This window comes from Streptomyces sp. NPDC059371, from assembly GCF_042751995.1.
Taxonomy (GTDB): Bacteria; Actinomycetota; Actinomycetes; order Streptomycetales; family Streptomycetaceae; genus Streptomyces.
On the sequence record NZ_JBHYXD010000109.1, the window covers coordinates 1 to 24,990 of the forward strand.

Annotated in this window: 21 protein-coding genes and 2 pseudogenes; 18 read left to right on the plus strand and 5 right to left on the minus strand. The window is 67.8% G+C overall.

Annotated elements, in window-relative coordinates; genetic code table 11:
• The 8 genes from ACFXGX_RS36845 to ACFXGX_RS36880 form a co-directional block, all read left to right on the plus strand.
• Positions 1-424, plus strand: a 424-nt coding sequence (locus ACFXGX_RS36845) for a YihY/virulence factor BrkB family protein (protein ID WP_384800683.1), incomplete at its 5' end; no start/stop codon positions are given.
• A 52-nt stretch (positions 425-476) separates the two neighbouring features.
• Positions 477-1,022: a phosphatase PAP2 family protein gene (locus ACFXGX_RS36850; RefSeq protein ID WP_384800686.1), complete on the plus strand. Its 546-nt coding sequence runs from the start codon at positions 477-479 to the stop codon at positions 1,020-1,022.
• Positions 1,023-1,445: 423 nt separating this feature from the next.
• Complete coding sequence (locus ACFXGX_RS36855; protein ID WP_384800689.1) at positions 1,446-2,147, plus strand: GAF and ANTAR domain-containing protein; 702 nt, start codon at positions 1,446-1,448, stop codon at positions 2,145-2,147.
• Between the two features lie 157 nt (positions 2,148-2,304).
• A complete protein-coding gene (locus ACFXGX_RS36860; RefSeq protein ID WP_384800692.1) occupies positions 2,305-2,565 on the plus strand; it encodes a type II toxin-antitoxin system Phd/YefM family antitoxin in 261 nt (86 codons plus the stop codon).
• Positions 2,562-2,807 (plus strand): type II toxin-antitoxin system RelE/ParE family toxin, encoded by a 246-nt coding sequence (locus tag ACFXGX_RS36865; RefSeq protein ID WP_384800695.1) that lies wholly within the window; start codon positions 2,562-2,564, stop codon positions 2,805-2,807. The genes ACFXGX_RS36860 and ACFXGX_RS36865 overlap by 4 nt, the downstream gene beginning before the upstream one ends.
• Before the next feature lie 121 nt (positions 2,808-2,928).
• Positions 2,929-3,111 carry a hypothetical protein gene (locus tag ACFXGX_RS36870; protein ID WP_384800698.1) on the plus strand — a complete coding sequence of 61 codons (183 nt, stop codon included), beginning with the start codon at positions 2,929-2,931 and terminating at the stop codon, positions 3,109-3,111.
• 176 nt (positions 3,112-3,287) lie between these two features.
• The gene (locus tag ACFXGX_RS36875) at positions 3,288-3,998 is read left to right on the plus strand and encodes a hypothetical protein (protein ID WP_384800701.1); all 711 of its coding nucleotides are present in this window, start codon (positions 3,288-3,290) and stop codon (positions 3,996-3,998) included.
• A gap of 698 nt (positions 3,999-4,696) precedes the next feature.
• Positions 4,697-5,569: a hypothetical protein gene (locus ACFXGX_RS36880; protein WP_384800704.1), complete on the plus strand. Its 873-nt coding sequence runs from the start codon at positions 4,697-4,699 to the stop codon at positions 5,567-5,569.
• A 125-nt stretch (positions 5,570-5,694) separates the two neighbouring features.
• On the opposite strand, the gene ACFXGX_RS36885 is transcribed toward ACFXGX_RS36880, so the two are convergent.
• From ACFXGX_RS36885 to tal, 3 genes are all read right to left on the minus strand, one after another.
• Positions 5,695-6,048: a DUF2243 domain-containing protein gene (locus tag ACFXGX_RS36885; protein WP_384800706.1), complete on the minus strand. Its 354-nt coding sequence runs from the start codon at positions 6,046-6,048 to the stop codon at positions 5,695-5,697.
• A 131-nt stretch (positions 6,049-6,179) separates the two neighbouring features.
• Positions 6,180-8,396 (minus strand): transketolase, encoded by a 2,217-nt coding sequence (gene tkt / locus ACFXGX_RS36890; RefSeq protein ID WP_384800709.1) that lies wholly within the window; start codon positions 8,394-8,396, stop codon positions 6,180-6,182.
• Between the two features lie 154 nt (positions 8,397-8,550).
• Positions 8,551-10,206, minus strand: a complete 1,656-nt coding sequence (tal, locus tag ACFXGX_RS36895; protein ID WP_384800712.1) for a transaldolase — start codon at positions 10,204-10,206, stop codon at positions 8,551-8,553.
• Positions 10,207-10,754: 548 nt separating this feature from the next.
• On the opposite strand from tal, the pseudogene ACFXGX_RS36900 reads away from it, so the two are divergent.
• From ACFXGX_RS36900 to ACFXGX_RS36925, 6 genes and pseudogenes are all read left to right on the plus strand, one after another.
• Positions 10,755-11,626 (plus strand): annotated as a pseudogene (locus tag ACFXGX_RS36900) (SDR family oxidoreductase).
• A gap of 47 nt (positions 11,627-11,673) precedes the next feature.
• Complete coding sequence (locus ACFXGX_RS36905) at positions 11,674-12,192, plus strand: hypothetical protein (RefSeq protein ID WP_384800715.1); 519 nt, start codon at positions 11,674-11,676, stop codon at positions 12,190-12,192.
• 208 nt (positions 12,193-12,400) lie between these two features.
• Positions 12,401-12,874 carry a hemerythrin domain-containing protein gene (locus ACFXGX_RS36910; RefSeq protein WP_384800752.1) on the plus strand — a complete coding sequence of 158 codons (474 nt, stop codon included), beginning with the start codon at positions 12,401-12,403 and terminating at the stop codon, positions 12,872-12,874.
• A gap of 1,750 nt (positions 12,875-14,624) precedes the next feature.
• Positions 14,625-15,080, plus strand: coding sequence for an ATP-binding protein (locus ACFXGX_RS36915; RefSeq protein WP_384800718.1), 456 nt, complete (start codon positions 14,625-14,627; stop codon positions 15,078-15,080).
• Positions 15,081-15,143: 63 nt separating this feature from the next.
• Positions 15,144-15,598 (plus strand): annotated as a pseudogene (locus tag ACFXGX_RS36920) (transposase); the annotation flags it as partial.
• A gap of 264 nt (positions 15,599-15,862) precedes the next feature.
• Positions 15,863-16,138: a GlsB/YeaQ/YmgE family stress response membrane protein gene (locus ACFXGX_RS36925; RefSeq protein WP_384800721.1), complete on the plus strand. Its 276-nt coding sequence runs from the start codon at positions 15,863-15,865 to the stop codon at positions 16,136-16,138.
• Between the two features lie 142 nt (positions 16,139-16,280).
• On the opposite strand, the gene ACFXGX_RS36930 is transcribed toward ACFXGX_RS36925, so the two are convergent.
• Complete coding sequence (locus ACFXGX_RS36930) at positions 16,281-17,132, minus strand: IS5 family transposase (protein WP_384800724.1); 852 nt, start codon at positions 17,130-17,132, stop codon at positions 16,281-16,283.
• A 244-nt stretch (positions 17,133-17,376) separates the two neighbouring features.
• Between ACFXGX_RS36930 and ACFXGX_RS36935 the strand changes: the two genes are divergently transcribed.
• Positions 17,377-18,945 (plus strand): ISL3 family transposase, encoded by a 1,569-nt coding sequence (locus ACFXGX_RS36935; protein WP_384800727.1) that lies wholly within the window; start codon positions 17,377-17,379, stop codon positions 18,943-18,945.
• A 2,009-nt stretch (positions 18,946-20,954) separates the two neighbouring features.
• On the opposite strand, the gene ACFXGX_RS36940 is transcribed toward ACFXGX_RS36935, so the two are convergent.
• Positions 20,955-21,278, minus strand: coding sequence for a DUF6479 family protein (locus tag ACFXGX_RS36940; RefSeq protein WP_384800729.1), 324 nt, complete (start codon positions 21,276-21,278; stop codon positions 20,955-20,957).
• 711 nt (positions 21,279-21,989) lie between these two features.
• On the opposite strand from ACFXGX_RS36940, the gene ACFXGX_RS36945 reads away from it, so the two are divergent.
• Genes ACFXGX_RS36945 through ACFXGX_RS36955 form a run of 3 tightly spaced genes read left to right on the plus strand, consistent with a single transcriptional unit; the run spans position 21,990 to position 23,741 of the window.
• Positions 21,990-22,670: a hypothetical protein gene (locus ACFXGX_RS36945; protein ID WP_384800732.1), complete on the plus strand. Its 681-nt coding sequence runs from the start codon at positions 21,990-21,992 to the stop codon at positions 22,668-22,670.
• Between the two features lies 1 nt (position 22,671).
• Positions 22,672-23,094 (plus strand): phage holin family protein, encoded by a 423-nt coding sequence (locus ACFXGX_RS36950; protein WP_384800735.1) that lies wholly within the window; start codon positions 22,672-22,674, stop codon positions 23,092-23,094.
• Positions 23,070-23,741: a DUF3618 domain-containing protein gene (locus ACFXGX_RS36955; RefSeq protein ID WP_384800738.1), complete on the plus strand. Its 672-nt coding sequence runs from the start codon at positions 23,070-23,072 to the stop codon at positions 23,739-23,741. Before ACFXGX_RS36950 ends, ACFXGX_RS36955 begins: the two co-directional genes overlap by 25 nt.
• The last annotated feature ends 1,249 nt before the right edge of the window (positions 23,742-24,990 follow it).

Here is a 24,990-nt window from a genome sequence, read left to right on the forward strand (position 1 = left end):
CGCGGTGACGGTGTGGTCGATCGCCAAATGGCCCGTCCTGGTCGTCCTCGTCACCATCATGATCGCGATCTTGTATTGGGCCTGCCCGAACGCGACGGTGAAGGGCTTCAGGTGGATCACCCCGGGCAGCTTCCTGGCCCTGGTGATCTGGCTGATCGCCTCCGCCGGGTTCGCCTTCTACGTCGCCAACTTCGCCTCTTACAACAAGACTTACGGCACCATGGCCGGCGTCATTGTCTTCCTGGTGTGGCTGTGGATCAGCAACCTGGCCATCCTCTTGGGCCTGGAGTTCGACGCCGAGGCGGTACGCCAGCGGGCCATCGCCGGCGGCATGGCGCCCGGGACCGAGCCCTACACCCAGCCCCGTGACACCCGGAAATGGGACGAGGACGACCTGCGCCGCCTGGGCGAAGGCGAAGTCTGATCGCCGGGTGCCGGGTGGGTATGTATTGGATCGTCCGGGATATCCGCAGCTCATGAGATTGATAGCAGGGTTGAGGGAAGCGGACCGGCATCTGACGCAGCGGGCTGCCTCCCGCATTCCACCTGCCATCGGCCGGCTGCTGTCGGCGGTGGAGGAGACGGCGGAGAGCAGCAAGCTGTGGTGCGGCGCCGCGGCGGTCATGACGGCGTTCGGCGGATGGCGTGGGCGTAGATCCGCAGTCTCGGGGCTTGCCGCGCTCGCCGTCGCGCAGCTGGTGTCCAACGGGGTGTGCAAGCAGCTGGTCGACCGGCCACGCCCGCCCAAAGAGTGGATCGAGCACGATGAGGTCGAGGACCGGCCCGACTCCTCCTCCTTCCCCTCGGGCCACACCGCGGCCGCCGTGGCCTTCACAGCCACCATCGCGCCCATGTGGCCGCTGGCAGGCGCCCTCTGCGCGGTGCCCGCCACCCTGCTGGCCGTCGAGCGAGTGCAGTCGGGCGCCCATTACCCCACCGATGTCGCCGCCGGTGCCCTGATCGGCCTCGGCAGCGCCTGGCTCACGTTGCATGTCCCGCGTCTGCTGCGGCATTGCCTGTAGCGGCCCCGCACCGACCCCGCAGTGCATCCCTGTTCGCGCCAGAGCGTTTTCTCCTGAAGTACCGGCAGCTCATGGCGACGTTGCTGGTGACCTCTTCGACATGGCGTATGACGGCCAGGCGTCGCTTGGCCTCGCGATCGAGCGAGGGTGTCTTCGACGTGTGGATCTCCTAGTGATCAGAGATCCAGATGTCAACGATGACCGGCAGTTTTAGACCGACATCGCGAGCGGCGACTCGGGGTGCTTGCATGGGGTGACAAGCGGGCCAGCGCTCCGGGCAAGCGTTCCCGTCCCAGTGGGACGGGAGTCGCGGCAGGCAAGATGGAGAGTCCTCTCGTGCCAGTGCTACCCCCAGCGCTCGTCGTCGGTCCTGCTGTGAGCCCGCGGAAGGCGGGTATCCGGTTGGTTCTGACCGGATGAGAGATGGAGGATGAAGTGGACTGGGGACAGTTCGGACAGAAGCTGGCGGCGATGGCACGGGACCTACTGGCCCAGGATTCGCTCAATGCCACCCTGCAGCGGATCACAGCATCGGCTGCGGAGCTGGTCGAGGGTTGCGACGCTGCGGGCATCCTCGTGCTGCACGACCACCAGGTGGAAACCGTCGCCCCCACCGACCGCCTGGTCATCGACAGCGATCGGCTGCAGGCGGAGCTGGGGCAAGGCCCGTGCTTCGACACAGCACACAGCACACAGGGGGAACGGGTCTTCCGCATCGCCGACCTCACCGAAGAGAAGCCACGCTGGCCGCTCTTTGCTCCGCAGGCCTTCGAGCTGGGCGTGGGAAGCATGATGGGATTCCTGCTGTTCACCGACGACGAGGAGTTCGGGGCGCTGAACTTCTACTCACGCAAAACCGGCTCATTCACCGCGGACAGTGAACAGGCCGGGTTGCTGCTTGCCTCCCACGCGGCTATCGCCTTCTCAAGCGCCCGTACCCACGCCCAGATGGAGCACGCCGTAGCCACCCGGCACGTCATCGGTGAGGCCATGGGCATCCTCATGGGCCGCCACAACCTCACCGAAGACCAAGCGTTCGACGCACTGCGCCGCTACTCACAGGAGACCAACATCAAGCTCCGCGAGGTCGCCCGCCGGGTCTGCGAAAAGGGCGGCATCCCGTAACCCCGGGCTAGAGGGGCTACCTGGCATCGACCCGTTGAGGACCGTCGTACCCGCCTCGACACCACTGATTGAGTAGTGCCGCACCCACCCGCGCGTGCGCTGGACCATGCCGCAGAACGCAGGCCCCAAACATGCACACTTCTGTAAGGTGGTGTGCATGACGGAGACGACCTACTCGATCGTGGAAGCCCGCGCCCGCCTGGGCGCCATCGCGCGCGAGGTCAGCGCCACCCGTGAACCGGTCGCCATCACCGACCACGGGCAGACCGTCGCCATACTCGTCAGCCCCGCCGACGCCCTGGAACTGCAGGAACTGCGCGCGCTGGCCGCCTACCGAGACCGCCAAGCCCGCAGCGAGAACGCCGGCGTCCCCCACGACGAGGCGTACCGCCGCGTGTTCGGCGGAGCTAAGGCGTGAGCTCCGAGGTCATCTGGGAGCCCGAGGCACTCGCCCAAGCGGAGCGGTTCGCCAAGGACGACCCCGACGGCGTACGGCAGGTGTTCACCGCCGTCGACCACCTCGCCGACAACCCGCGTCCCGACGGAGCGTTCGGCAGCGCCGGCCTCCTGCGCATCCACGTCGGCACCTACCGCGTGATGTACGAGATCAGCGACCCGCAGATCCGCGTCAGCGTCATTCACCTCGGACGCGTGCGCTGACCCGGCGCCGTACCGGCGCCAGGCCGGGCTCCCAGACACCGCAGCGGCCCACGGGGCCGTCCTCGCGCACCGTGCCGCATGCTGCCGCGGAACCTGGAAGCGCGGCGGATCAGTCGGTGACGTGCACGGCGACGTACAGGTCCCCTGGCGCACCGCCGCGCTTGCCGGGTGCGCCGAGCTCGCGGATCCGGCCCTCCCCGGCCACGAGCCCGAATACCGGGGAGAGGACGGCGGCCGGGACGCCGTCCGGGCCGATCTCGTCGACGGCACCCCGGTGTGGCCCAGCTCAAGGCCGCCGTCCTGACCTCGTGAAGCTGTGGTCGGAACCGGGAGCGGCTCTGGAGGGCGTCCTGATTGCGCAAGAGTGCATAAAGTCGCAAAGAAGCAGCTCACCGCGCAATCCGACCCCCACCAAGTGGATCACGTCCAGTAGCGTCACCTCCGCATTCGACCATGCATGCGAGCGACGGGGAGACAAACATGGGCAATCTGCTGTTCAACGTGACCACGGCAGCGCTGATGGTGCTGATGTTCAAGGCGGGCCTGGCGCTGCTCGGCGCCGACTCGATCCCGCAGCGGCGCATACCCTGGGCCGCTGCGGCCGTGCTCGCAGTGGCGCTCGCCGGTGTCGTGACCCAACTCAGTTGGGCAGGGGCCATGGACGCGTTCGACGCGGACCCGAGCAAGTCCGGCTGGTGGCGTGTGGTCACCTCTGTCTTCATGCAGAACGGCGGCTTCCTGGGCGGGGCTTGGAACATCGCAACCCTTGCCGTGGTCGCGGGCCTCGCGGAGTGGTTCTGGGGCGGGCCCTTGATGATCGGCCTGTTCGTGGCCGGGATTCTTCTCCCGCAACACATCGACTCGCTCTTCATGGAAGCGAGCCGCAGCACTGATCCCCGTAACTTCGCCGGCAGTTCGGGAGCCACCTACTTCCTCGCCGCGACCCTCACGGCCGGTCTGCTGCTGCGCGCCAAGGACTACAAAGACCGGCTGCTCGCTGTTGCAGCACCTGTGCTCGGGCTAGTGATGTGGTTCGCCCAGGAAAACGGGCACGGACTCGTCGTCGTGTACGGGTTCGGACTGGGCGCCCTGACGTGGGGAGTCGGGCATCGAATGATCCGACGCGACCTTGATCCGCAGAAGACGCCGCGCATCACCGTCGGTTCACTGGCGGCGGCGATCCGACGCTAGCCCGACAGGACGGCGGCCGACTGCGACCGGGCTTCGCCCTCCACCTGACCAGCACCGACAAGTACAAGGACACAGTCCTGCCCACCGCGGCTTCGCCGGCCCACTCGAGGACGCGCACCTCTCCGACCTCACCCCCGACGAACGCCACCTGCTGCGCAGCATCTCCCCGCTGGACGCCTTCGACCTGGACCTGGCCACCCGCGCCGCAGGCCTCACCCAGCAAGCCCCGGCCCGGCGCCTGACCGAGCGGCCGCTGATCACCGAGAACCCGTACGCGCTGTGGCCCTACCACCTGCACCGCGCGATTGGCAGCGCCGTCCGCGACGACGACCACAGCGAGGACTGCTGGACGAGCGCCGACCGGCACCAGGCCCAAACCGCGCCCCGGCCGCTCTCGGCGACCAGTGGACGAACGCGACCGCCCTCGCTCCCAGCCGCATGCTGCTGGTGGCTTCCTGCCCCAAGGCCTGCGCCTGGCCCGCGACCACCACTTGACCGGACTGGCTCATCGAGACCGCCTTCGTCTACACCAACGACTCCGTCTGGGAACCCCTCACCCCGCCCACCATCACCGAGGCCCCGAACACCCCCGCCGATGCCATGGCCGAACTCCTCGCCGCGATCACCCGCCGCCAGCGCGAGCACCGCCAGCACACCGCCGCCTGGACACCGGCCTGCTGCCCACCGAGCTGACCGAAATGGCCCTGTACTACCGGGCCAAGGCCCACAAAGACCTCAGCCAGAACGACACCGCCCGCACCGGGATGCAACAGGTCGCCGACATCGGCGGCCGCCTCGCCCCCAAGGCCCGCCGCGGCCTGGCCAACCTGGCCCGCCTCGCCGGCGACTTCCCCACCGCCCTGGCCGCCGTCCCCGCCCTGGGCTCGAAGGGCCGCCACCACTGCGTCCTTGGTGACATCCGCTGGCCCCACGCCGACACCGCCGCCGCCGTCACCGCCTTCGAAGCCGGCCGCGCCGAGGCCGAGCAGCACGGTGCCGTCGGCGAGGGCGCGATGATGCAGGCCCGCCTCGCCCTGGCCCCCTCCTTCGCCGACCCCCACCGGGCCAACGACGAACTCGCGCTCGCACACCAACTCCTCAACGGCCTCGACCAGCGCTCCAACACCGTCCTCACCCAGGTCACCGCTCTGATCAAGGACGCCAAAACCGGCGCCGTCACCGACCGCGCCCAAAACCTGCACACCGACATCGAGGCCGCCGGGCTCCCCTTCCTTCACCGGTTCACGGAGCTCGCCCTCGCCTTCCACCACGCGGTCCGCGGCGAGGACCAGGAACTGGCCGCCGTCATCGGCCAGCTGCGCACGCTCACCGCCACCAGCGACTTCGCCTACTTCACCGACATCGCCCACTTCATGGCCGCCCAGCCCCTGCCGCAGCCTTCGACCACCCGCTGGACCACGAACGAAGACAACGTCCGCTCCGCATGGCGCTGCTGGTCAGGCCCGGCAGGAACACCTGCTCGGCGAAAACTGACACGAACGCGCGGCGACCCCGACCAGAAACATCCGGTCGGCACCGCCGCATGTACAGGCAGGGCGCTGAGCCCGTAGAAATCAGCTGGCGTCGGGGCGCCGACCCACCAGCTCGGTGAGCAGCTCAACGATCTGCGCCTGATTGCAGTCGATCTTCTCGCTCAGCCCGTGGACGCCATCAGTGAGCCCGTCCACCTGCTCATCTAGTGCTGGATCGTTCCGTCGTAGAGCTGGAAGAACCCGGCACCAAGGAGAATCCCGCCGAGCAGGCCCCGCTCGCTCAGCGCCTCGCGGCGGCGCAGGTCGGCCACCAGAACCAGGCCGATGACCACGGCAAGCCAGCCGAAGGCGTGGAAGATGCCGTCGGAGACCAGGCCCACGGCCGGGGTGGACTCGTCGTACAAGTGGTGCCAGTGCAGGAGCTGATGGAACACGGTCTCGTCGATGAAGGCGGCGATGCCGACCCCGATGAGGACTCCTGGCCAGACGGTGCGCTGGAGACGGGGTTCCCCGTAGTCCGGGGGCGGCTGACGGCGCGGTGCGGGGGCGGTGGCCATGGCTCCTCCATGCTGAGGGTGCTCCGAGCAGCGACGGCGCAGCCGTAACCCGACCAATGCAGTCCGGTATCGGCTTCCCCGAAGGTTGGCTGCCTTGATGCCACAGCCCCGCACCTGATCGACTGGGAGAATCAGGGACGGTCGCCGGTGCCGCCGCCGATAGGGGTGGAGGTCTGCTGGTGGCCGCCGGGGCGCACTGCCCGCTGAGTGTCGTGGATGCTGTCGCGGGCGGCCTCGGCGACGGCCTGCGGGGTGATGCCGAACTCGGTGTACAGGCGCTGGTAGTCGGCGGAGGCGCCGTAGTGCTCCAGGCTGACAATCCGCCCGGCATCCCCGACGACCTCGCGCCAACCCTGCCCGATGGCGGCCTCAACGCTGACCCGTGCGCGTACGACCGGCGGCAGGACCTCATCCTGGTAGCCCTGGGACTGGGCGGCGAACCATTCCCGGCACGGCATCGACACCACCCGCACCGCCAGGCCCTCGGCGGTCAGCAGGTCGCGGGCGTCCAGGGCGATCTGGACCTCGGAGCCGGTGGCGACCAGGATCACGTCGGGCACCGCGCTGTCGGCCGTGTCCGCGAGGACGTATCCGCCGCGGCCCGCTCCCCGGGCAGGTGCGTATTCACCGTTGCCGCGGTCCAGGATCGGCAGGTTCTGCCGGGACAGGATCAGTCCGGCGGGCCGGTCGCCGTGTTCGAGGATGGTCTGCCAGCAGGTGGTGGTCTCGTTGGCGTCGGCCGGGCGGACGACGTCGAGGCCGGGGATGGCGCGCAGTGCGGCCAGGTGTTCGACAGGTTGGTGGGTGGGACCGTCCTCGCCCAGGCCGATGGAGTCGTGGGTCCAGATGTAGGTGGCGGGCAGCTGCATCAGGGCGGCTAGGCGTACGGCGGGGCGCATGTAGTCGGAGAAGGTCAGGAAGGTGCCGCCGTAGGGGCGGGTCAGGCTCTGCAGGGCGATGCCGTTGAGGATGGCGCCCATGGCGTGCTCGCGGATCCCGAAGTGCAGGGTGCGGCCGTACGGGCCGCCCTTCCAGTCCTTGGTCTGGCGGTCGGCCGGCACGAAGGAGGGTTCCCCGTCCATGGTGGTGTTGTTGCTGCCCGCCAGGTCGGCCGAGCCGCCCCACAGTTCCGGCAGGACGGGGGCGAGCGCGGTGAGGATCTTGCCGGAGGCGGCGCGGGTGGCCATGCCCTTGGGGTCGGCGGGGAAGTCGGGCAGGGCGTCGGTCCAGCCGCCGGGCAGCCGCTGCTCCTGCAAGCGGTCCAGCAGCGCGGCGCGCTCAGGGTTGGCCGAGCGCCAAGCCGCCAAGGTCTCGTCCCACTGCTCGTGGGCCTCCCGGCCGCGGTCAGACGCGGCGCGGGTGCGGGCCAGGACCTCGTCCTCGACGATGAAGTGCGCCCCGGGGTCGAAGCCCAGCAGCGTCTTGGTGGCGGCGATCTCGTCCTCGCCCAGCGCGGAGCCGTGCGCCTTGCCGGTGTTCTGCTTAGTGGGGGCGGGCCAGCCGATCAGGGTGCGCAGCATGATCAGGGAGGGCCGGCCGGTCTCCTCGCGGGCCGCCCGGGTGGCCGCCAGGAGCGCATCGACGTCCTCGACGTACGTTCCGGTGCGCGTCCAGTCGACAGTCTGGACGTGCCAGCCGTAGGCGGCGAAGCGGGCGGGGACGTCTTCGCTGAAGGAGATGTCGGTGTCGTCCTCGATGGAGATGTGGTTGGAGTCGTAGAAGACGGTGAGGTCGCCCAGTTCCTGGTGGCCGGCCAGCGATGCGGCCTCGGCGGTGATGCCCTCCATCAGGTCACCGTCGGAGGCGACGACGTAGACGTGGTGGTCGAAGGGGCTGCTGCCCGGCTCGGTGTCGGGGTCGAGCAGGCCGCGTTCGCGCCGGGCCGACATGGCCATGCCGACCGCGCTGGCCAGGCCCTGGCCCAGCGGTCCCGTGGTGATCTCCACGCCGCGGGTGTGCCGGTGCTCGGGGTGGCCGGGGGTGGCCGAGTCCCAGGTCCGGTATGCCTCCACGTCCGACAGCTCCAAGCCGAAGCCGGCCAGGTACAGCTGGATGTACAGGGTCAGGCTGGAGTGCCCGCAGGACAGCACGAACCGGTCCCGTCCCAGCCACTGGTCATCGGCCGGGTCGTGCCGCATGACGTTCTGGAACAGCAGGTAGGCCAGAGGGGCCAGGCTCATCGCCGTGCCCGGGTGCCCGTTGCCGACCTTCTGCACCGCATCGGCCGCCAGCAGCCGCACGGTGTCCACCGCCCGCACATCGACCTCGTCCCAGCCGGCCTGCTCCGCCAGGGGGAGCGCCAAGGACCTGTCGCGTCGTACTGTGCCGCCGGACTGTTCACTCGCCATACCGTTGCTCCTTCATCAGGCCGGTGGGCGGAAGGCAGCAGAGCGCCCGTACAGGGAGTCTGCTCTGCTGCCTTCCGCGTGAGGTGCGTCTTCCGGTGGGCCGTGACGATTGCTCACCTGCCATGGAGCAGGCGAGGGATCGTCACGGGAGCGATCAGCTGGCGGGCGCGGTCTGCGGGTCGAGCGCGCGGGTGGAGGCCGCGGCCCTCAGCTCCTCCAGGGCCGTGCTCTGGCGCCCAGCGCGTTCCAGCAGGATGTCCACATGCGCTGCGTCCAGGCGCCGGTCGGTCTCGGACAGGGCGCGCAGGGTGCGCCAGCACGCTGCCTTGCCCTGAACACCCAGGAGCATCGCCTCTGCTTCCAGGACGTCGCTGAGCGGGGAGCGGGAGAAGAGGTGGCCGTTGGTCTTCAGGCGGCCGGCCTTCTCCGCGACCCAGCCCAGGGCCGCCTTGGTGCGGTCGACGGACACTCCCAGGTCGGCCATGATCTGCGCCAGCGCGTCGCGGTCCTCCTCTACCTGCCGGGCCAGGTCCGTCAGGATTGCTTCCTCGTCCTCGCCCTTCTTCGCGCCGGCGGCGCGCTGGAAGAGCTCCAGGCCACCGGTCGCACCGGTGTAGTGGTCGTTGAGGTAGATCGCCAGCAGGCCAGCGCCGTTCGAACCGCCGTCCGCGGACCCGGCTCCCTGCCTGGTGCCGGAGCGCATCGCCTTGTCCACCGAGTCCCCGAGCTCCGCCCAGCTGGCCTCGAACTTCTCCAGCCCCTCACGCTCCAGGGTGGCGGTCACGTCCGCGAAGTCGACACCGGCATCTTCCAGCGACGCCAGGTGGGCTGTGGCGGCGGCGTAGTCCTCGCCGGTCGGCGCATGGGCGGGCAGGGTGCCGTGGTCGGCAAACGCGGTCAGCGTGGTGCCGGGCATGGTGTTGACCGTACCCGCGATGACCAGGTCGCTGACGTACATCGTGTCCGGGTAGTGCGGATTCTTCACTCCGGTGGACGCCCAGAGCGGTCGCTGGACGTTGGCCCCGGCCGCGGCCAGTTGCTGCCAGCGCGGCTCGGCCACCAGCTGCTCGTACGCCTGGTACGCCAGCCGGGCGTTAGCGACCGCGGCCCTGCCCTTGAGCTCGTGGGCCTGTGGGCTGTCCAGGGCGTCGAGGCGGCGGTCTACCTCGGTGTCGACGCGCGAGACGAAGAAGGAGGCGACCGAGTGGATGCCCGACAGGTCGAGTCCGGCTTCCAGGGCCTGCTCCAGACCGGCCTGGTAGGCGTCCATCACCTTCCGATACCGGTCCAGAGAAAAGATCAGCGTGACGTTGACACTGATGCCCCGGGCGATGGCAGCGGTGATCGCGGCCAGTCCCTCACGGGTCGCCGGAATCTTCACGAACAGGTTCGGCTCGCCCACCGTCTCCCACAGCTTCACAGCCTGCGTGGTCGTGGCCTGGGCATCACGGGCAAGCCGCGGGTCGACCTCGATCGAGACCCGCCCGTCCACGCCGTCGCTGCTCCGGTAGACCTCCCGGAACGCCCGGCAGCCCTCGCGCACGTCGTCGGTGGTCAGCGCGAAGACCGCGTCATCAACCTGCGCCCCCTGGGCACCAAGGCGCACCAGCTGGTCGTTATAACGGTCGCCCTTGGACAGCGCCGAGGCAAAGATCGTGGGGTTCGTGGTGACCCCTACCACGTGTTTGTCGGCGATCAGCGCCTTCAGCTCCCCGCCAGCCAGCAGCTCGCGGGACAGGTCGTCCAGCCACACCGACACCCCCGCGGCGGACAGTTCAGCAAGCGGATCGGACGAAGCGGAAACAGACACGCGAAACCTCCAGGATGGAGCGGCGCCGCTTAGCCACACGGCTGTACGCAGAGCGGACTCGTGGCAGCAGCACCCGCTACCTTCCGTGTCTCCGATTCCGCCCGCCTCACTCACCAAAAGCCCCGCAGAATCGCCCGCTGAAGGGCCTGGCGCGCGTCGACCGCCGCGGCACCCGCACCCGCCGGTCTCCGCGCCATCGCGGCCGCCAGATGATTCAGATGCGGTGAGGTCGGCCGCTGCCCTCGGGACGGGCGCTGGTGCGGGGGCGCGGCGCGCGAGATCAGGGCCCTCGAGACGAGCCGGGCCGGCGACCGTCCAGGACGGGACAGGCCGCTCCCGGGCGATGACTCAGGACGGTCGCCATGACGCATCGATGCCCGAAACCGCACGCTGCGCATGACGCTGGTGCCGGGGGTACTCGTTATCTCGATCGACAGCACTATCCGAACAGGCTCAGCCCTCTGACCGCCCTGCAGACGGCAACGTGTCGCCGACTGCGGCCCAGAGGTGGCCGATTTTCACAGTCCCACAGCCTCCGGAGGCGATCCATGCCCGAGAACCCTCTAGACAAGCATCCCCGCCCCAACCTTCCGCAACAGAGCCAGGAGCATCCTGGATGGACGGGCCCCATGGACCCACCGCCCGACCACGGTGAAGACTCCTACGAGGGCTGCGCACTACTCACGGACCGCAAGGCCTTGATCACGGGTGGCGACTCCGGCATCGGCCGCGCCGTAGCCCTCGCCTATGCACGCGAGGGCGCAGACGTCTTGTTCACCCACCTCGCGCAGGAAACGGAAGACGCAGCCGAAACCACCAAGCTCGTCGAACAGGCAGGACGCAGGGCGGTCGCCGTCGAGTGCGACATAGCGATGAGGATCAGTGCCGCCGTCTGGTGGAACGAACAGTTGAAGAGTTCGGGCGCATCGACATTCTCGTCAACAACGCCGCATACCAGATGTCTCAGCCGGACGGCATCGCCGCGATCTCGACCGAGCAGTTCGACCGGGTCGTGCGCACGAACCTGTACGGCATGTTCTGGCTCTGCAAAATGGCTCTCCCCCACATACCGGCGGGCGGCTCGATCATCAACACCACGTCCGTACAGGCCTACAAGCCGAGCCCGCACCTGCTGGACTACGCCACCACCAAGGGCGCGATCGTGACCTTCACACAGGGCTTGGCGCAGATGGTGGCGGGCGACGGCATCCGCGTCAACGCTGTGGCACCCGGCCCGGTGTGGACGCCGCTGATCCCCGCGACGATGCCGGACACCACCGAGTTCGGCAAACAGGCCCCCCTCGGCCGGCCTGCTCAGCCCGCGGAGATGGCGCCCGCCTACGTCTTCCTCGCCTCTCCACGAGCCAGCTTCATCACCGCGGAAATCGTCAACGCCACTGGAGGCACCCTCCTGCCGTAGCCGAACTTCTATCCCCGCATCCGAGACATGGGCACAGGGAGAGCACCATGAGCACAGACATCGCCGTGGACGACAGCTGCATCAGCGCATTCCGGGAGCTGAAGTCGAAGCGGGACATCAACACCGTGATCTACCGGCTCAACGATCTCCTGGACAGCTGTGTCGTCGAACACAACGGAAATCTGACACACGACGAACTCCTGCTCGCACTGCCCGCGAACGAACCCCGACTCGCCATCTACGACCTGCCCTTCGCCACCGAGGAGGGCACGCGCCAGAACAAGATCCTTCTGATTTCCTGGCTGCCCCGGAGAGCAACTCCCCAGTACAAGGCCGCCTACGGCCACGCTCACGCCGCGCTGCGGGACACGCTCGACGGCAGCCAGTTGCTGCCCGTGCGATCCACCAAAGCAGCAGACCTGGCCTACCACCGCCTCGCCTCCCACGCTCGGACCGCAGCACAGCTCCGGGGCACCTCGGAACACAGCGGATGCACCACATCCGCGGGACAAGCCAGAACGCCGGCCCAAGGCCCACGTACCGCGCCATCGAGGCAATCCGCATGAGACACCACCGATGGGACAGATTTGCCGCCCACCACGGGGCTGCTTCCGCCGCTGTCTGAGGGCACCGTACGTTCGCGCGTTCGGGCTAGGAGGGTCGCCTGTCAGGGCCACAACCCTGCGGTGAACGGACTCTCCCACCGCGTATCGGGTACACGGCGTCAGGGCGGAGGGCCCGCTTCACCCGATGACGGACGTGAGGGAGATCAAGATGGACGGAATCGTACTGCTCAAGGAAGACCACAAAACGGTCGAGAAGCTGTTCAAGCAGTTCGAGAAGGCCGGAGACAATGCCCACGCCGAGAAGCGGAAGATCGCCGACCAGGTGATCGAGGAGCTCACCGCCCACACCTGGATCGAGGAGAAGATCTTCTACCCGGCCGCCCGGGAAGCCGCGCCGGACACCAAGGACCACGTCCTGGAAAGCGTTGAGGAACATCACGTCGTGCTGTGGATGCTTTCCGAACTCAAGGACCTCGATCCGGCCGACGAACGGTTCGACGCCAAGATGACCGTCCTCATTGAGAACGTGCGCCACCACGTCGAGGAAGAGGAAAAAGAGTGGTTCCCCGCAGTTCGCAAAGCCATGGGCCGCAACCGCCTCACCGAGCTCGGCGAACAGATGGAGACGGCGAAGCAGAAGTCCCCGGATGACCCGCTGGCCGTCCCCAGCGCCGACCAGTAGCGCGCCACGTCCGCGCTGCCGAATCGGCCAGCGCACGCAGAGGGCAGGCGCCCAAGGGTGGCCCTCTCGCATCCAAGGTGCCGCTCCGCGTGCCTATGGGCACCGATCGTCGTTGCCCACAGGCATCACGCAGGGCCTTCCCTGCATATGCGTGACAGTTGGGACCCGTCATCACTCCGGTTGGCAGGCTCTTACTCGTCAGCCCGGTCCCTCAGCGCCGCTCGGGATTGAGCTGCCGTGTTGTGTCGGCGGCGGCATTGCCCCGGCTGCATCCAATCCCAAACCCATCGGCCACACGCCTTGGAGTTCGTCCGCCGCCGTCGCCCGCACTGTCGGTGTGGAGCAGCCCCGGGGTCGGAGAGCGCGTCGCAGCCGAGTTCGGCGGGTGCGAAGAGGGTCAGTCGCTCCGCGGGGACATGTTGCTGGCCGGCAATCGGCGCAGCCAGCACGGTGCCGGCTGCGTGCGGCTGCACGGTGGCGGTGGTCGGTTCCTTCTCCCCCTCCCATCGACCGGGGGCTCAACTTCATCTACCGACGGCAATGAGGGGCTGGTGAAGCACAAGGCGTGCGAGAAGGCCGAAGTAGTGGTCGTTTCAACCACCGGCGGGCACCTGAAGTACGTCGGCAGCATCAGCGCCCGTGCCACCGCCGTGGTGAAACGCGCAGAGTCCCAAGCGGCACGAGTATGCCGCCTGACCCATGGCTCTTCCCTGATCCCGCCCGAGCTGTGCTGTCCCCGGATGGCCTGGGCCCCCATTCCGGAAGCCGCCGCGCGAACACCGGCTCCCCGTGAGTTCACACAGCCCGATGTCCGCAAGTATCTGACCGCCCGCCACAGCGGAGCTCCCCAAGCCCCGGCGGAGACCAGGGCCCCACTTCGGCCTGCCTACGCTACTTTCGGCCAGCGTCGCAAAGAGTGTTTTGCCCGAAGCAGCGGGCTACTCAACCCGTGCGGCTGTGGGGGCCGCAGTAGAGGACCTGGACGGCTGGGTCCAGGGTGCACTCGCTGAGTTGGAGTCAGCGAGGACACAGCAGTCGACCCGCCCTAACCTCCTCGAGACGGGCGGGCCAAGTCCGTACAGACGTCACAGACCGGCCCCCCTCAGCGCCAGCATTCCTGGCCGGCCACCGACGGGATCAGCGAAAGGCTGTGCGCGTCAAGGCAACCCACGGGAAGTTCGTTGCGGGACATAGCCGTTCGTAGGGGTGCCGAAGGTTCCGCTTCTCCGGTCAGGTGGTGAGGGTCCGGGCGAGCGTGGGGTAGCAGGGGATGACCGTATCGAAACCCACGTCGATAACACGCTGTACGGGTACGGCCAGGGCCGCCATACGAATCCGGCCGCTATGGCGTAGCGGCGGGCGGCGACCAGGACGCTTAAACCGCTGGAGGGCATGAAGGGGACCGCTGTAATCGAGCGCCAACTCTGCCGGGGCCGGCGTGGCGGGCGGCAGGCCTTACGCAGGAAATGGGCGGTGTCGGCGTCGATCTCCCCGCTCAGCGCCACGCAGATGCCTGCAGTGACGGTCTCAGTGATCGACAGTCAAGGAGACTGCCCCGCTGTCTCGTGCGTGTCTGCCACATCGCCCCCCTCAACAATCCTCTGCGGTACGGCCAGTGCCTTCGAAGAAGGACCCGAAGTACTCCGTCCTCCGAGGGCTGCACCCTCTTGGCTGGGCCAGAGGTAATGGGCTGTGCCCGCATAAGCGGCACATTGAGGGGTACCTCGCAAGAGACCCAGAACGGAGCAAAATGGATGAATTCCATGAGGGCATGGGCAGTGGACGGTCTGGCTCTGCCCTGCCGGTGGAGGCCTCGCTCGCCGTGGGCGGCGAGAGCTCCTGCATCGGCCAGGCCCGTCGACTCGCAGCCCTCTTTCTGGCAAGGGTGAAGAACCGCTGCGGTATCCCAGTGGCGACCGCCACGGTGGAGATCGTCCAACTGATCGTCAGTGAACTGGTCACCAATGCCCGCAGATATGCTCCCGGCCCGGCCCTGCTCCACTTGTGGATCGATGGCCCCCTGCTGCACGTCGAACTCTGGGACAGCAGCCCCGTCCTGCCCGCCGCAAAGGCCCCGGACCCGGAACGCATCGGCCATCACGGCCTGGAGATCGTCAGAGCTCTCGCCCGTACCCTCAGCATCGAACGCACGTCCGTCGGCAAGCGCATCACCGCCGACGTCACCCTTGTCGCTGCTACCGCCTGACCATCCGGCGCCGATTTGACCTTCAGAGCGTGTCCTACCGGAGGCGAACGAGTCACTCGTCCTGAAGGCAAGTTGTATCTCTGCGCGGTCAAGGACGTCTTCAGCAAGCGGATCGTCGGCTACTCGATCGACACGCGGATGAAGTCCCGCCTGGCCGTCACCGCCCTGAACAACGCCGTTGCCCGGCGCGGACACGTCGCCGGGTGCATTCTGCACAGCGATCGCGGGTCGGTCGCAGTTCCGGTCACGGAAGTTCGTCCGGGCGCTCGAGCGGCACCGGATCATCGGCTCGATAGGGAGGGTCGGGCCAGCAGGCGACAACGCGGCCATGGAGTCCTTCTTCAGCCTGCTGCAGAAGAATGTCCTCGACCGACGGAAGTGGGCCACCCGCCAGGAACTCCGGATCGTGATCGTGACCTGGATCGAGCGGACCTACCACCGACGCCGCGACGAGCCTCACTCGGCCGCGGCTGACCCCCGTCGCATACGAAACCGTCAGGCCGCGTGACCGAACCTGACTTGTCACCCGATCATGCATCACCCGTAGCTGTAGCCCACGACTGTGCTTGCAGGCGATGTCACTCTACGAGGGATCTTCGCTCCGGCGGCGTCCGGACCTCCCCCCGGGGTCTCACCGCAAAACTGACCTTCGCAGAGCCCCCTCCTCCACTACGGGCGGCTGTAGACCCGTCAAGCGTCCGCGTCCATAGTGTTTGGAAACGCCGAGGCGGTAAACACGATGCGTTGACACCAGCTTTATATGACGAGGTAGGAGACACATCATGGGCATCCTCGCCTGGATCATCATCGGACTGCTCGCCGGCCTTATCGCCAAGGCGCTCATGCCGGGCAAGGACCCCGGCGGGATCATCATCACGATGCTCATCGGCATTGCGGGCGGGCTCCTCGGCGGTTGGCTCGGCAAGGTCATCTTCGGTGTCGACTCCATCGACGGCTTCTTCGACCTCTCCACCTGGATCGCAGCCATAGTCGGTTCCGTCATCCTCCTCGCCCTGTACCGGGTCTTGACCGGAAACCGGCGCACCAGCCGCGCCTGACCCCCAGCCCGCAGTCCCACCAGGTGGCTCCCCCTCACCAGAGGGTGGAGCCACTTGCCGTTCGGCACTCGTCAACTGCGTGCGGAGGGCTACAGGGATAGGGCCGCGGCGGTAAGGGCCTTAGAGGGCATCTGATCAGCGTTCAGGCCAGATTGCCTGAATCACCCGTATCGATTCGCCAGGTTGGTGCTGATTCTCCAGTGAGTTCACGGCTGGTTTTGTTAGCCATGGCCCAGTGGACCATGGTGCGGGATCGTTGAGGGAGGGCTTCGTAGTCCCGGACGAGGCGCCGGTTCTGCATCAGCCAGCCGAAGGTGCGCTCAATCACCCAGCGCTTTTTCTGGGGTTGGAACCCTTTGGCGGAGGAGCGTTTCACGACCTCGACGTCGATGCCCCTGGCAGCTCCGTGCTGGAAGACGCTGTTCTGGTATCCGCCGTCGGCCCACACCTTCGTCACGCTGGGGTGCGAGGCGGCGAGCTCGTCGAGCAGGCGTTTCCCGCCGGTTGAGTCGTGCACTGAGGCGGCGGTGACGATGACCGCGAGGACCAGGCCGAGCGTGTCTGTGGCGACGTGGCGCTTGCGTCCTTTGATCTTCTTGCCGGCGTCGATGCCCTGACTGTCCTCAGCGACGTTCGCGGAGGTCTTCACGCTTTGCGCATCGATGACGGCAGCCGACGGTGCCGCCGGCCGGCCCTGCGCTCGGCGGGCCTTGTCACGCAACAGGTCATGCACCCGCTCGGCGGTGCCGTCCACTTCCCATTTCGCGTAGTAGTCGTAGACGGTCTTGTACGGAGGGAAGTCGTGCGGCAGGTACTCCCACGGGATACCCGTTCGGTTGACATAGAGGATCGCGTTCACGATCTCCCGCAGATCGTGCACCCGCGCCGCGGTTCCCGGCCCTGTCCGAGCGGCCCGCCACGACACGAACACCGGCTCGATCAACGTCCAACGGGCATCGGAGACATCACTGCGATAAGGGCGTCGAGGAGTCACAAGACACGCAACGACCCACCGTCACCCCGGTCACCGTCAACACCCCAAATCACCTGCAAAGCGGATCAGTTGCTCTCTTAAGCCAGGGGTCGGCAGTCCAAGCAGATGTGTCGGCGACGGCTGAAAAGTGGTTCCGGATCACTTTCAGTGCTGGGGCCACGGAGGGTCACCGAAACCGCGATCATGAACGGCTGTGGGTGATGTCCTCCTCCAGAACTTGTGGTTCCACCAGGTCCAAGGTGTCGTGATCGAAAACGTTGTGCCTGACGGCGAGTTGGTGGTCGTGCGGGCCCGGGCGGTTGCGGAGCGGGCCGTATGTCCAGCGTGCGGGACGCAGTCGTCTCGGGTGCACAGCCGGTACGTACGGCGGCTCGCCGACAGCTCGGTCAGCGGACGCCCGGTGCTGATCGAGTTGCAGGTGCGGCGGTTCCGCTGCGGCCAACGTTCATGCAGACAGGCGACGTTCGCCGAGCAGGTCGATGGACTGGCCGTCCGGCACGGCCGACGCAGCGCCGGGCTGCAGACGGTGCTGGAGCGTGTGGCGGTGATGCTGGCCGGCCGTGCCGGTGCCCGCCTGTCCCAGACTCTGGCCGCCGGGGTGAGCAGGTCGACTCTGCTGCGGTTGATCCGTCGCCTGCCGGAGCCCGAGACCTCGACACCGCGGGTGCTCGGGGTGGACGACTTCGCGCTGTGCAAGGGCCACAAGTACAGCACGATCCTGATCGACATCGAAACCCGCAAGCCCATCGACCTGCTGCCGGACCGGACGACGTCGACGGTCGCCAAGTGGCTCGCCGACCGTCCCGGCATCGAGGTGATCTGTCGGGACCGCTCCACCGCCTATGCCGAGGCCGGACGGATCGGCGCCCCGAACGCCATCCACGTCGCGGACCGGTGGCACATCTGGTCGAACCTCGCCGAGGCCGTCGAGAAGACAGTCGTCCAACACCGCGCTCTGCTCCGTGAGCCGCACGACGCCGCCACGGCCCAGGCCGTCGCGGACACGGAGAACACGAACCTTGATCTGCCCTCTCCCAGAGGACCGCGGACAACCGGCTGGCTCTCCGACCGTGTCCGGGAACAGCACGCGGCTGTCCACGCTCTCCTCGACAAGGGCATCGGACTGCGCGCGATCGCCCGCCAACAGGGGCTGGCCCGTAATACCGTCCGCCGCTTCGCCAATGCGGCAAGCGCGGACGAACTCCTGGTCGGCCGGTGGACCGGCCGAGCCAGCATCCTCGACCCCTACAAGCCTTACCTGCACCAGCGGTGGGCGGAGGGCTGCACCATCGCCCGCCGCCTGTTCGAGGAAGTACGCGAACGTGGCTACCCCGGCGGCGAGAATGTGGTGAAGGTCTACGTGGCCAAACTCCGCGAGAACTTTCCGCACGACCCGCCCCTCAAGGCGCCGTCCGTGCGGAATGTGACCAGCTGGCTCACCCGCCATCCAGACCGCCTCACCGAGGACCAGACCCAGCAGCTCAAAGTGATTCTGGCTCGCTGCCCCGCGCTCGACCGCACCGCCCACCACGTCCGCACATTTGCCGAGCTCATGAACAACCGTCAGGGCCGAGACCTGAACCAGTGGATCACGAGCGTCCAGGCCGAGGACCTGCCCGCCCTTCATACCTTCGTCACCGGTCTCGGCCAGGACTTCGATGCCGTCGTCGCTGGCCTCAGCCTTCGCTACAGCTCCGGCGCGGTCGAGGGCCAGAACAACAAGATCAAGATGTTGAAGCGGCAGATGTTCGGCCGAGCCAACTTCGACTTGCTCCGCAAACGGGTCCTCCTCACCGCACGATGCCGTTCATGATCGCGGTTTCGGTGACCCTCCGTGGCCCCAGCACTGAAAGTGATCAGAACCTGAAAAGTGGACCGGTGGCGGAGCTTGAAAGTTGACCCCCTTCAGAGGTCTGGCTCGTTGAGTCAGCCCGGGAGGAGCGGTGATCAGCGTGGAGGACTGGGCGGAGAACCGCGGGCTACCAATCTCCAAGGCAGCCTGGACGGACGGCGCCCTGCAGGAGTGCAACTGCACCTGATGCAGGCGCGAACTCGCTGCGGTCACCCGATGGTTCCCCGCCAGCGAGCTGTGCGCAACCTGCGCTGCGATCCGGCCGAAGCGAGGCCCTGGGGCAACTCCGCCCCGGCAACAGCGTGAACCCCCGGGGCCCGCCGTTGTGAGTGCCCGGCCCGGCTCCCGCGTACTGCCCGCTATGAGTGAACACCGCGAAGCGGGTTTTACCGTCAGGAAGATGGCTACTCAACCCCTGCGGCCGTGGGGGCCGTGGAAGAAGATCCTGGGTGGCGGGCCCAGGATGTACTCGCTGCACCGGCTCAGCGAGACGCGTGGGTCGGCCCGCACCAGCCTCCCTGACCGGGACGGGTCGGCCCACGTCGCGCCGCACGATCGTCGCCAGCAGCCAGCTTCGGCTCCGGCCAGCTTCTCACTGAAGTCTGCGACCGCCATCGTCTCAAACCGCGGTGGCACTTTAGGTGCGATGTGGCGGCGGGTCGAGGTGGTTATGGGCGTCGCCTCGGCAGCGAGACGACCGCGCGGTCCTGCCGAAGCTGACAACAGCGGCAGAGAGCCGTCCTCGCCAGGTCTGCAAGCGACCTGACGCCTGATCGTCTCGTTGCCCTATGCCGTCGGGCGACGACTCGCCCGTAGGCTGCAGTCCTCGGTGAGAATCCACTGACTCACCCCTCGCGGCCGGCCGCCCCACGACCTTCCCGAACAGTACCCACGCGATGCGTCCCATCACGTTCAGGACCGCGAGGATCCAGGGTGCTCTTCTTGGCTCGTCAGCAGGTGCAGGAACGGGAACGGCAAGCATGCCAGGGCGTCGCCCAGCAGACCTCGCAGCGCACGCCTGGCTTGATCATTGTTGTACAGCGACGGGGAGACCACGGGCGGAGCCTGTCGTCCGCTGCCGCCACGACTGCTCGATACGTCCTGCATCATCATGCCGTGACCAACGAGACACACCCCACGTCCGCCTGAGCCGAACGGGTGCCGCACAGCAGTGGCCTCGCAGGCAGCGCCCGCCGCTGGAGCCCGCGATCTCCCGTCGCCCCTCGCCTGACCGCCGTCTACACGCTGCCTGTGACCGGAGGGCCGCCGCCCGACGCGTGACCGTCACCAAGCAGGCCAGGGGCCCTTTTCGAACCCCATGCATCTGTGTCTGCGCCCCTGCCACCACCATCCACCCCCAAGAAGCGCAGGCAGCCATGAAGGGAGGGGAAAGGGGGTCGGAAAGGTCGGGCGGACTGCTCTTCAGCGTGGGCTCCGGCTCTTGGGAGTTCATATGAGAGGTGGGCCGCCTGATCAGCCACGAATATCGGCGCAGATCACCCGGGTGCTGCCGGTACGTGAGGGCTCCTGCAGGGCGAGCCTGCGAAAACGGGGTGCCGGCGATTGGCCACCTTTCCCCTGGCGACCAGCCAGGTCAGTTTGTGTGCTATGAGCATCGCAAATCTTGCTGATCGCCATCATGACCAAAGCCCATGCACCGACTCCTGTGTGCTCCACGCCCCGACTGCCATGCCCGCACGTTCCGGGAAAGTGGCACCGGTACCGACCCACCTTGGCGACGGGGGCGGATGGTGTGTGTCAGGACCAGGTCTCGCACGGGGCGGGGAGGCCTTCTGCGGCTCCGTTGGGCTGACCGTCCTGTCCGGGATCGCCAGCAGAACGTGTGCCGAGAGCTAGGTCCACTTCGCCGACGGCGCCACGTGGCGCATGGTCGAGGGCCTTCTTCATGGCTCCAGCGCTTGCCTTCCTGCAGAGGCTCGCCAGGAGAGAGCTCGCACCAAGACGCTCGGTTATCGATGGGGATGCCCGTGCTGAGGGTCCTCCTCGGGAGTGCTCCAGCCTTCTCCACGGCGCGGAGGGTCTTCGAGCACCTGGCGCGCCTGCTCCTCCTGGCGCTGCGAAGGCGCGGAGGCGGATTCTCGACGCCGGGCGGAGCGCCGGTGCCCCACAACGAACGCCGCCAGCAGCATTGCGACGAGAAGGACGCCCACCATCAGCAACAGGACCCCGGCAGAGGAGGACGCCAAGAGAGTGTGTTCAGTGGCCATGACCGGCGAGTGTCCAGATTGCGGCGTTATACCCGGCCCCAGGGGACTTGAGTATGCATACTCCATGTTTTCTGCTGGCAGGGCCTGTCGGCGTACGGCGGACGGTCACCCTGGTGAGAGGGCGTAGACCGCCCTGCCTCGGGGCGTTGATCGCTCATCCGCAGCGCCCTTGACCGGGCGTGAGGTCGGGCGGATATAGGTGGCTCCACAGATGTTGAAGGACGGCCTGGGCGGCAGCGTGTGACGGCGGGGTGGCGGGGTCACGAGGCGCGATGGGTAGCCGTTCGACCCGGCCCTGTTCTCTGGGCAGGGCGGAAGGGGGTACGAGGCGGGGGATTCGCCCCAGCTGCCATCGTCCCGCAATAGCGGCTCCGGCGACCGATGCGGCGCATAGGGCCGCAGCATTGCGGAGCAATGTGGTCTGCCTAATTCGCCCCAGCCTTTCCGAGTCACCGCCATCTGCCCCGCCGGGTCTCCCCCACAGCCCGGGGCATGCCTGCTGAATCAGCCCAGACGGCGACGCGCTCATGTCAGGGACTTACCGACGAGAGGCCCGTCGAGCGGTGCCGGACCGGTCGTGGTGTCTGACTCCTTTCGTCCCGGGAGGCGCAGTCTCGTTTCAATGCGTTGCCGTAAACGTGTGTCGAGTGCGGCCTATTGGCCACTCGGGAAGGACGAACGGTCACGGGATGACATTTCGGGTGCACTGCCTTCGGGATGCGCCCGGTATCGAAATCCACGGGACCACACCGGGCGTTCGATGAGGAGGAGTCGCTGATGACTGGGTCCATACAACCCGGAACGGGGAGCACGGGAGAGCGGTTCAAGGAGGAGGCTTCTGCCACGGCCGGGCAGGCGCAGGAGGCCACGGCGCAGGTCGCGGGGACTGCAGCGGAGCAGGCCCGGACCGTCGTGGGGGAAGCACGGCAGCAGGCCGGCAACGTCCTCGGTGATCTGCGCGGCCGTGCGATGGAGGAGGCCGACGGTCAGGCCCAGCGTGCTGCCGGTGTGCTGCGGCAGTGGGCGCAGGACCTGTCGGGGCTTGCCGAGCACGCCCAGGGTGACTCACCGGCGCGCAGCCTGGCGGCCCAGGCCGCCGATCGGGGACACCGGACGGCCGACTACCTGGACAAGCAGGGGGTCGAGGGTTTGGTCTCCGACCTGCAGGGCTTCGCCCGTCGGCGCCCGGGAGCCTTTCTCGGCGGCGCGGTGCTGGCGGGGCTTGCCGTCGGACGGCTGACGAAGGCGGCGACGCATGCTTCCCGGTCCGATGGACACGACACGGGGCGGGCCGTCGACAGTCGGGACCAGGGCGAGATAGATGCTCGGGCCTCCACTGCCTTGCCGGCCGGTTCCATTACGGGGTCCCTCCCGGAGTCGCCGCTGCCTCCGTCGGTTCCGCCGACCGTCGGCACTTCACCGGATGGCATGCCGGGCCCTTCGCATCCGGAGGTGTGAGATGTCCTCGATTCCGCGCACGCCCGACTCCCTCGGCGCGCCGGCGCCGGACGCGTCTGTTGGGCAGCTCCTCTCTCAGGTCACCTCGGATCTGCAGACCCTCTTCCGTCAGGAAGTCGAGCTCGCCAAGGCCGAGATCCAGGAGGAAGCCGCCAAGGCGGGTAAGGCCGCCGGTCTGTACGGCGGTGCGGGCTTCGCGGGATACATGGTCCTGCTGTTCCTGTCCCTGGCCGGAGTGCTCGGCCTGTCCAACGTGATGGACGGGGGCTGGGCCGCTCTGATCGTCACCGCGGTATGGGCCGTCGTGGCGGCCGTGCTCTACCAGAGGGGCCGCACGCAGATGCGCACCGTCTCCCCCAAGCCCGAGCAAACCGTCGAAACCATGAAGGAGAACAGGGAATGGGCACGTCACCCGACCAAGTGAGGGCCGAGATCGAGGCCACCCGTGGCCGGCTGTCCACTGACGTGGACCAGCTCGCCGACCACACGAGTCCCCGGCGGATGGTGGAACGCCGCAAGCAGCGGATGCGCGGCGCGGTCTCTGGCATCCGCGAGCGGGTTATGGGCACCGCCTCCCACGCCTCGTCCGGGGCGGGGAGTGCCGCGCAGTCCGCAACCGGTGCGCTCCAGGAAGGTACCGACCGGGTCGCCGGAACGGCACGCGATGCAATGGGGCAAGCGGGACAGGCCGTCCAGGAGGCGCCCGAACTTGCCCGGCGTCAGACTCAGGGCAACCCGATGGCGGCGGGTCTGGTGGCCTTTGGCATCGGCATGCTGGCGTCCTCGCTGCTGCCCGCCACACGAGTCGAGGAGGAGAAGGCCACCGACCTGATGCAGAGCGACGCGGTGGAACCGGTGAAGCAGGCGGTCTTGGAGTCCGCGCAGCACCTGAAGGAAGGCACCCAGGAGGTGGCACAGGACGCGGCCGCGGAGGTGAAGGACACCGCCTCACAGGCTATCGGGGCCACGCAGGACGAAGCGCGTGAGCAGGCCGGCCAGGTCACGGAACAGACGCGGGGTTCAGGCCAGGCCCTCGCGGACGAAGCTCGGCAGCAGACCGGGCGCAGTTGAGTCACCCTCCCTCGGCAGAACCTTGCCGGGCGGTCTTCGAACAGCGGGCGCCCGATGAGCCGGCTCGACGAGTCCGCCCGCCCCTGCGGATAGGGCGACGGATAGGCCGCCGACCGTTTGGATGAATCGGCGGCCTACCTGTCGGCCGTGGGGCGGAGCCAGGGGCGGCGCGGGGGTACACCCGCAAATGGGTGCGCGACCGTGGAGGTAGGAGTGAGGTCGGCGGCGTGCACCTCATGCCAGGCACACCCTTCGGCAACAACGGCTCCAGCGCCGCCACTGTTCGTCCGTGAGATCTCCCTGACCCATGAACCGTGATCATTCACAGCCCAAGATCCACTTTCGATACACGGCCAGTGGTCATCCGTGCCCAGTCCCTCTGACCCTGCCCCAAAGACACCTGTCTCGCCGTGGCGGCCCAGGTGCCGTCCGGCGTGACCTGAGGGGTCCTGCTGACCGCCAACAGCCAGGCCCAGATCGCTGCCTTCTTCATCGTCACTACCGGTCTGCCCTACGAACTGCTGCGCCGTCCCCAGAACGACCTGCTACCCACGTTCACGGACACCTCACGTCGACGCGGCCGTCGTCGCAATCCGACGCCTTGCAGTCCGATCCCGGCCATCTGGGCCGACGGCGTGGTCAACGGACCCCGCCCTCGAGGCGAACCCAATCGCATGTCCGGCGGCGAACCCAATCCATGTACGGCTTCGGGTATTCGCCCGCGACCATGTGCAGCCGAACGAGTCGGCAGCGACCAGTCCCAGGGGCAATCACGGCGGACTCATTCTGGTCTGGCTGTAGGAGTGTTTCACCGGCATCAGCTGGGATACTCCCGTTGTAGGGCCCAGGTGCTTGGCCCCCGTGTCCACTCGCTGAGTTGAAGTCAGCGAGTACAGCGTCGACCTGCCCCATCGGCCGGGGCGGGCCGGCGCGAGCCTTCCGTTCGCCGATGCAGGCGTGGCTGACCGGTCTGGTGCGCAACCGCGTCGTCGCGGAACACGCAGGCGGGCCATGACATCGGTGAAGGCAGGTACATCGCCCGCCTGTCCGCCGGCGAGGACGAACGCCGGAGGCCGGCAGCTGGCATCGGCAGCGAGGTGGATCTTGGTGGGCAGTCGGCCGCGCGAGCGGCCGATGGCATGCTCGTCGCGTTCGTGGGGGCGGGGGCCCCGGTTTAGGGGCCCCCCCCCCCGCAGGTCGACCCCCCCCAAACAGGTGTTATAACAAAACACCCCCAGACCAGACCACA

Bases quoted from the DNA above. Each gene is read 5' to 3' on its own strand.
- ACFXGX_RS36850 (WP_384800686.1), top strand. From the start codon at position 477: ATGAGATTGATAGCAGGGTTGAGGGAAGCGGACCGGCATCTGACGCAG.
- ACFXGX_RS36855 (WP_384800689.1), top strand. From the start codon at position 1,446: ATGGAGGATGAAGTGGACTGGGGACAGTTCGGACAGAAGCTGGCGGCG.
- ACFXGX_RS36860 (WP_384800692.1), top strand. From the start codon at position 2,305: ATGACGGAGACGACCTACTCGATCGTGGAAGCCCGCGCCCGCCTGGGC.
- ACFXGX_RS36875 (WP_384800701.1), top strand. From the start codon at position 3,288: ATGGGCAATCTGCTGTTCAACGTGACCACGGCAGCGCTGATGGTGCTG.
- ACFXGX_RS36880 (WP_384800704.1), top strand. From the start codon at position 4,697: ATGGCCCTGTACTACCGGGCCAAGGCCCACAAAGACCTCAGCCAGAAC.
- ACFXGX_RS36885 (WP_384800706.1), bottom strand. From the start codon at position 6,048: ATGGCCACCGCCCCCGCACCGCGCCGTCAGCCGCCCCCGGACTACGGG.
- tkt (WP_384800709.1), bottom strand. From the start codon at position 8,396: ATGGCGAGTGAACAGTCCGGCGGCACAGTACGACGCGACAGGTCCTTG.
- ACFXGX_RS36905 (WP_384800715.1), top strand. From the start codon at position 11,674: ATGAGCACAGACATCGCCGTGGACGACAGCTGCATCAGCGCATTCCGG.
- ACFXGX_RS36910 (WP_384800752.1), top strand. From the start codon at position 12,401: ATGGACGGAATCGTACTGCTCAAGGAAGACCACAAAACGGTCGAGAAG.
- ACFXGX_RS36915 (WP_384800718.1), top strand. From the start codon at position 14,625: ATGGATGAATTCCATGAGGGCATGGGCAGTGGACGGTCTGGCTCTGCC.
- ACFXGX_RS36925 (WP_384800721.1), top strand. From the start codon at position 15,863: ATGGGCATCCTCGCCTGGATCATCATCGGACTGCTCGCCGGCCTTATC.
- ACFXGX_RS36940 (WP_384800729.1), bottom strand. From the start codon at position 21,278: ATGGAGTATGCATACTCAAGTCCCCTGGGGCCGGGTATAACGCCGCAA.
- ACFXGX_RS36945 (WP_384800732.1), top strand. From the start codon at position 21,990: ATGACTGGGTCCATACAACCCGGAACGGGGAGCACGGGAGAGCGGTTC.
- ACFXGX_RS36950 (WP_384800735.1), top strand. From the start codon at position 22,672: ATGTCCTCGATTCCGCGCACGCCCGACTCCCTCGGCGCGCCGGCGCCG.
- ACFXGX_RS36955 (WP_384800738.1), top strand. From the start codon at position 23,070: ATGGGCACGTCACCCGACCAAGTGAGGGCCGAGATCGAGGCCACCCGT.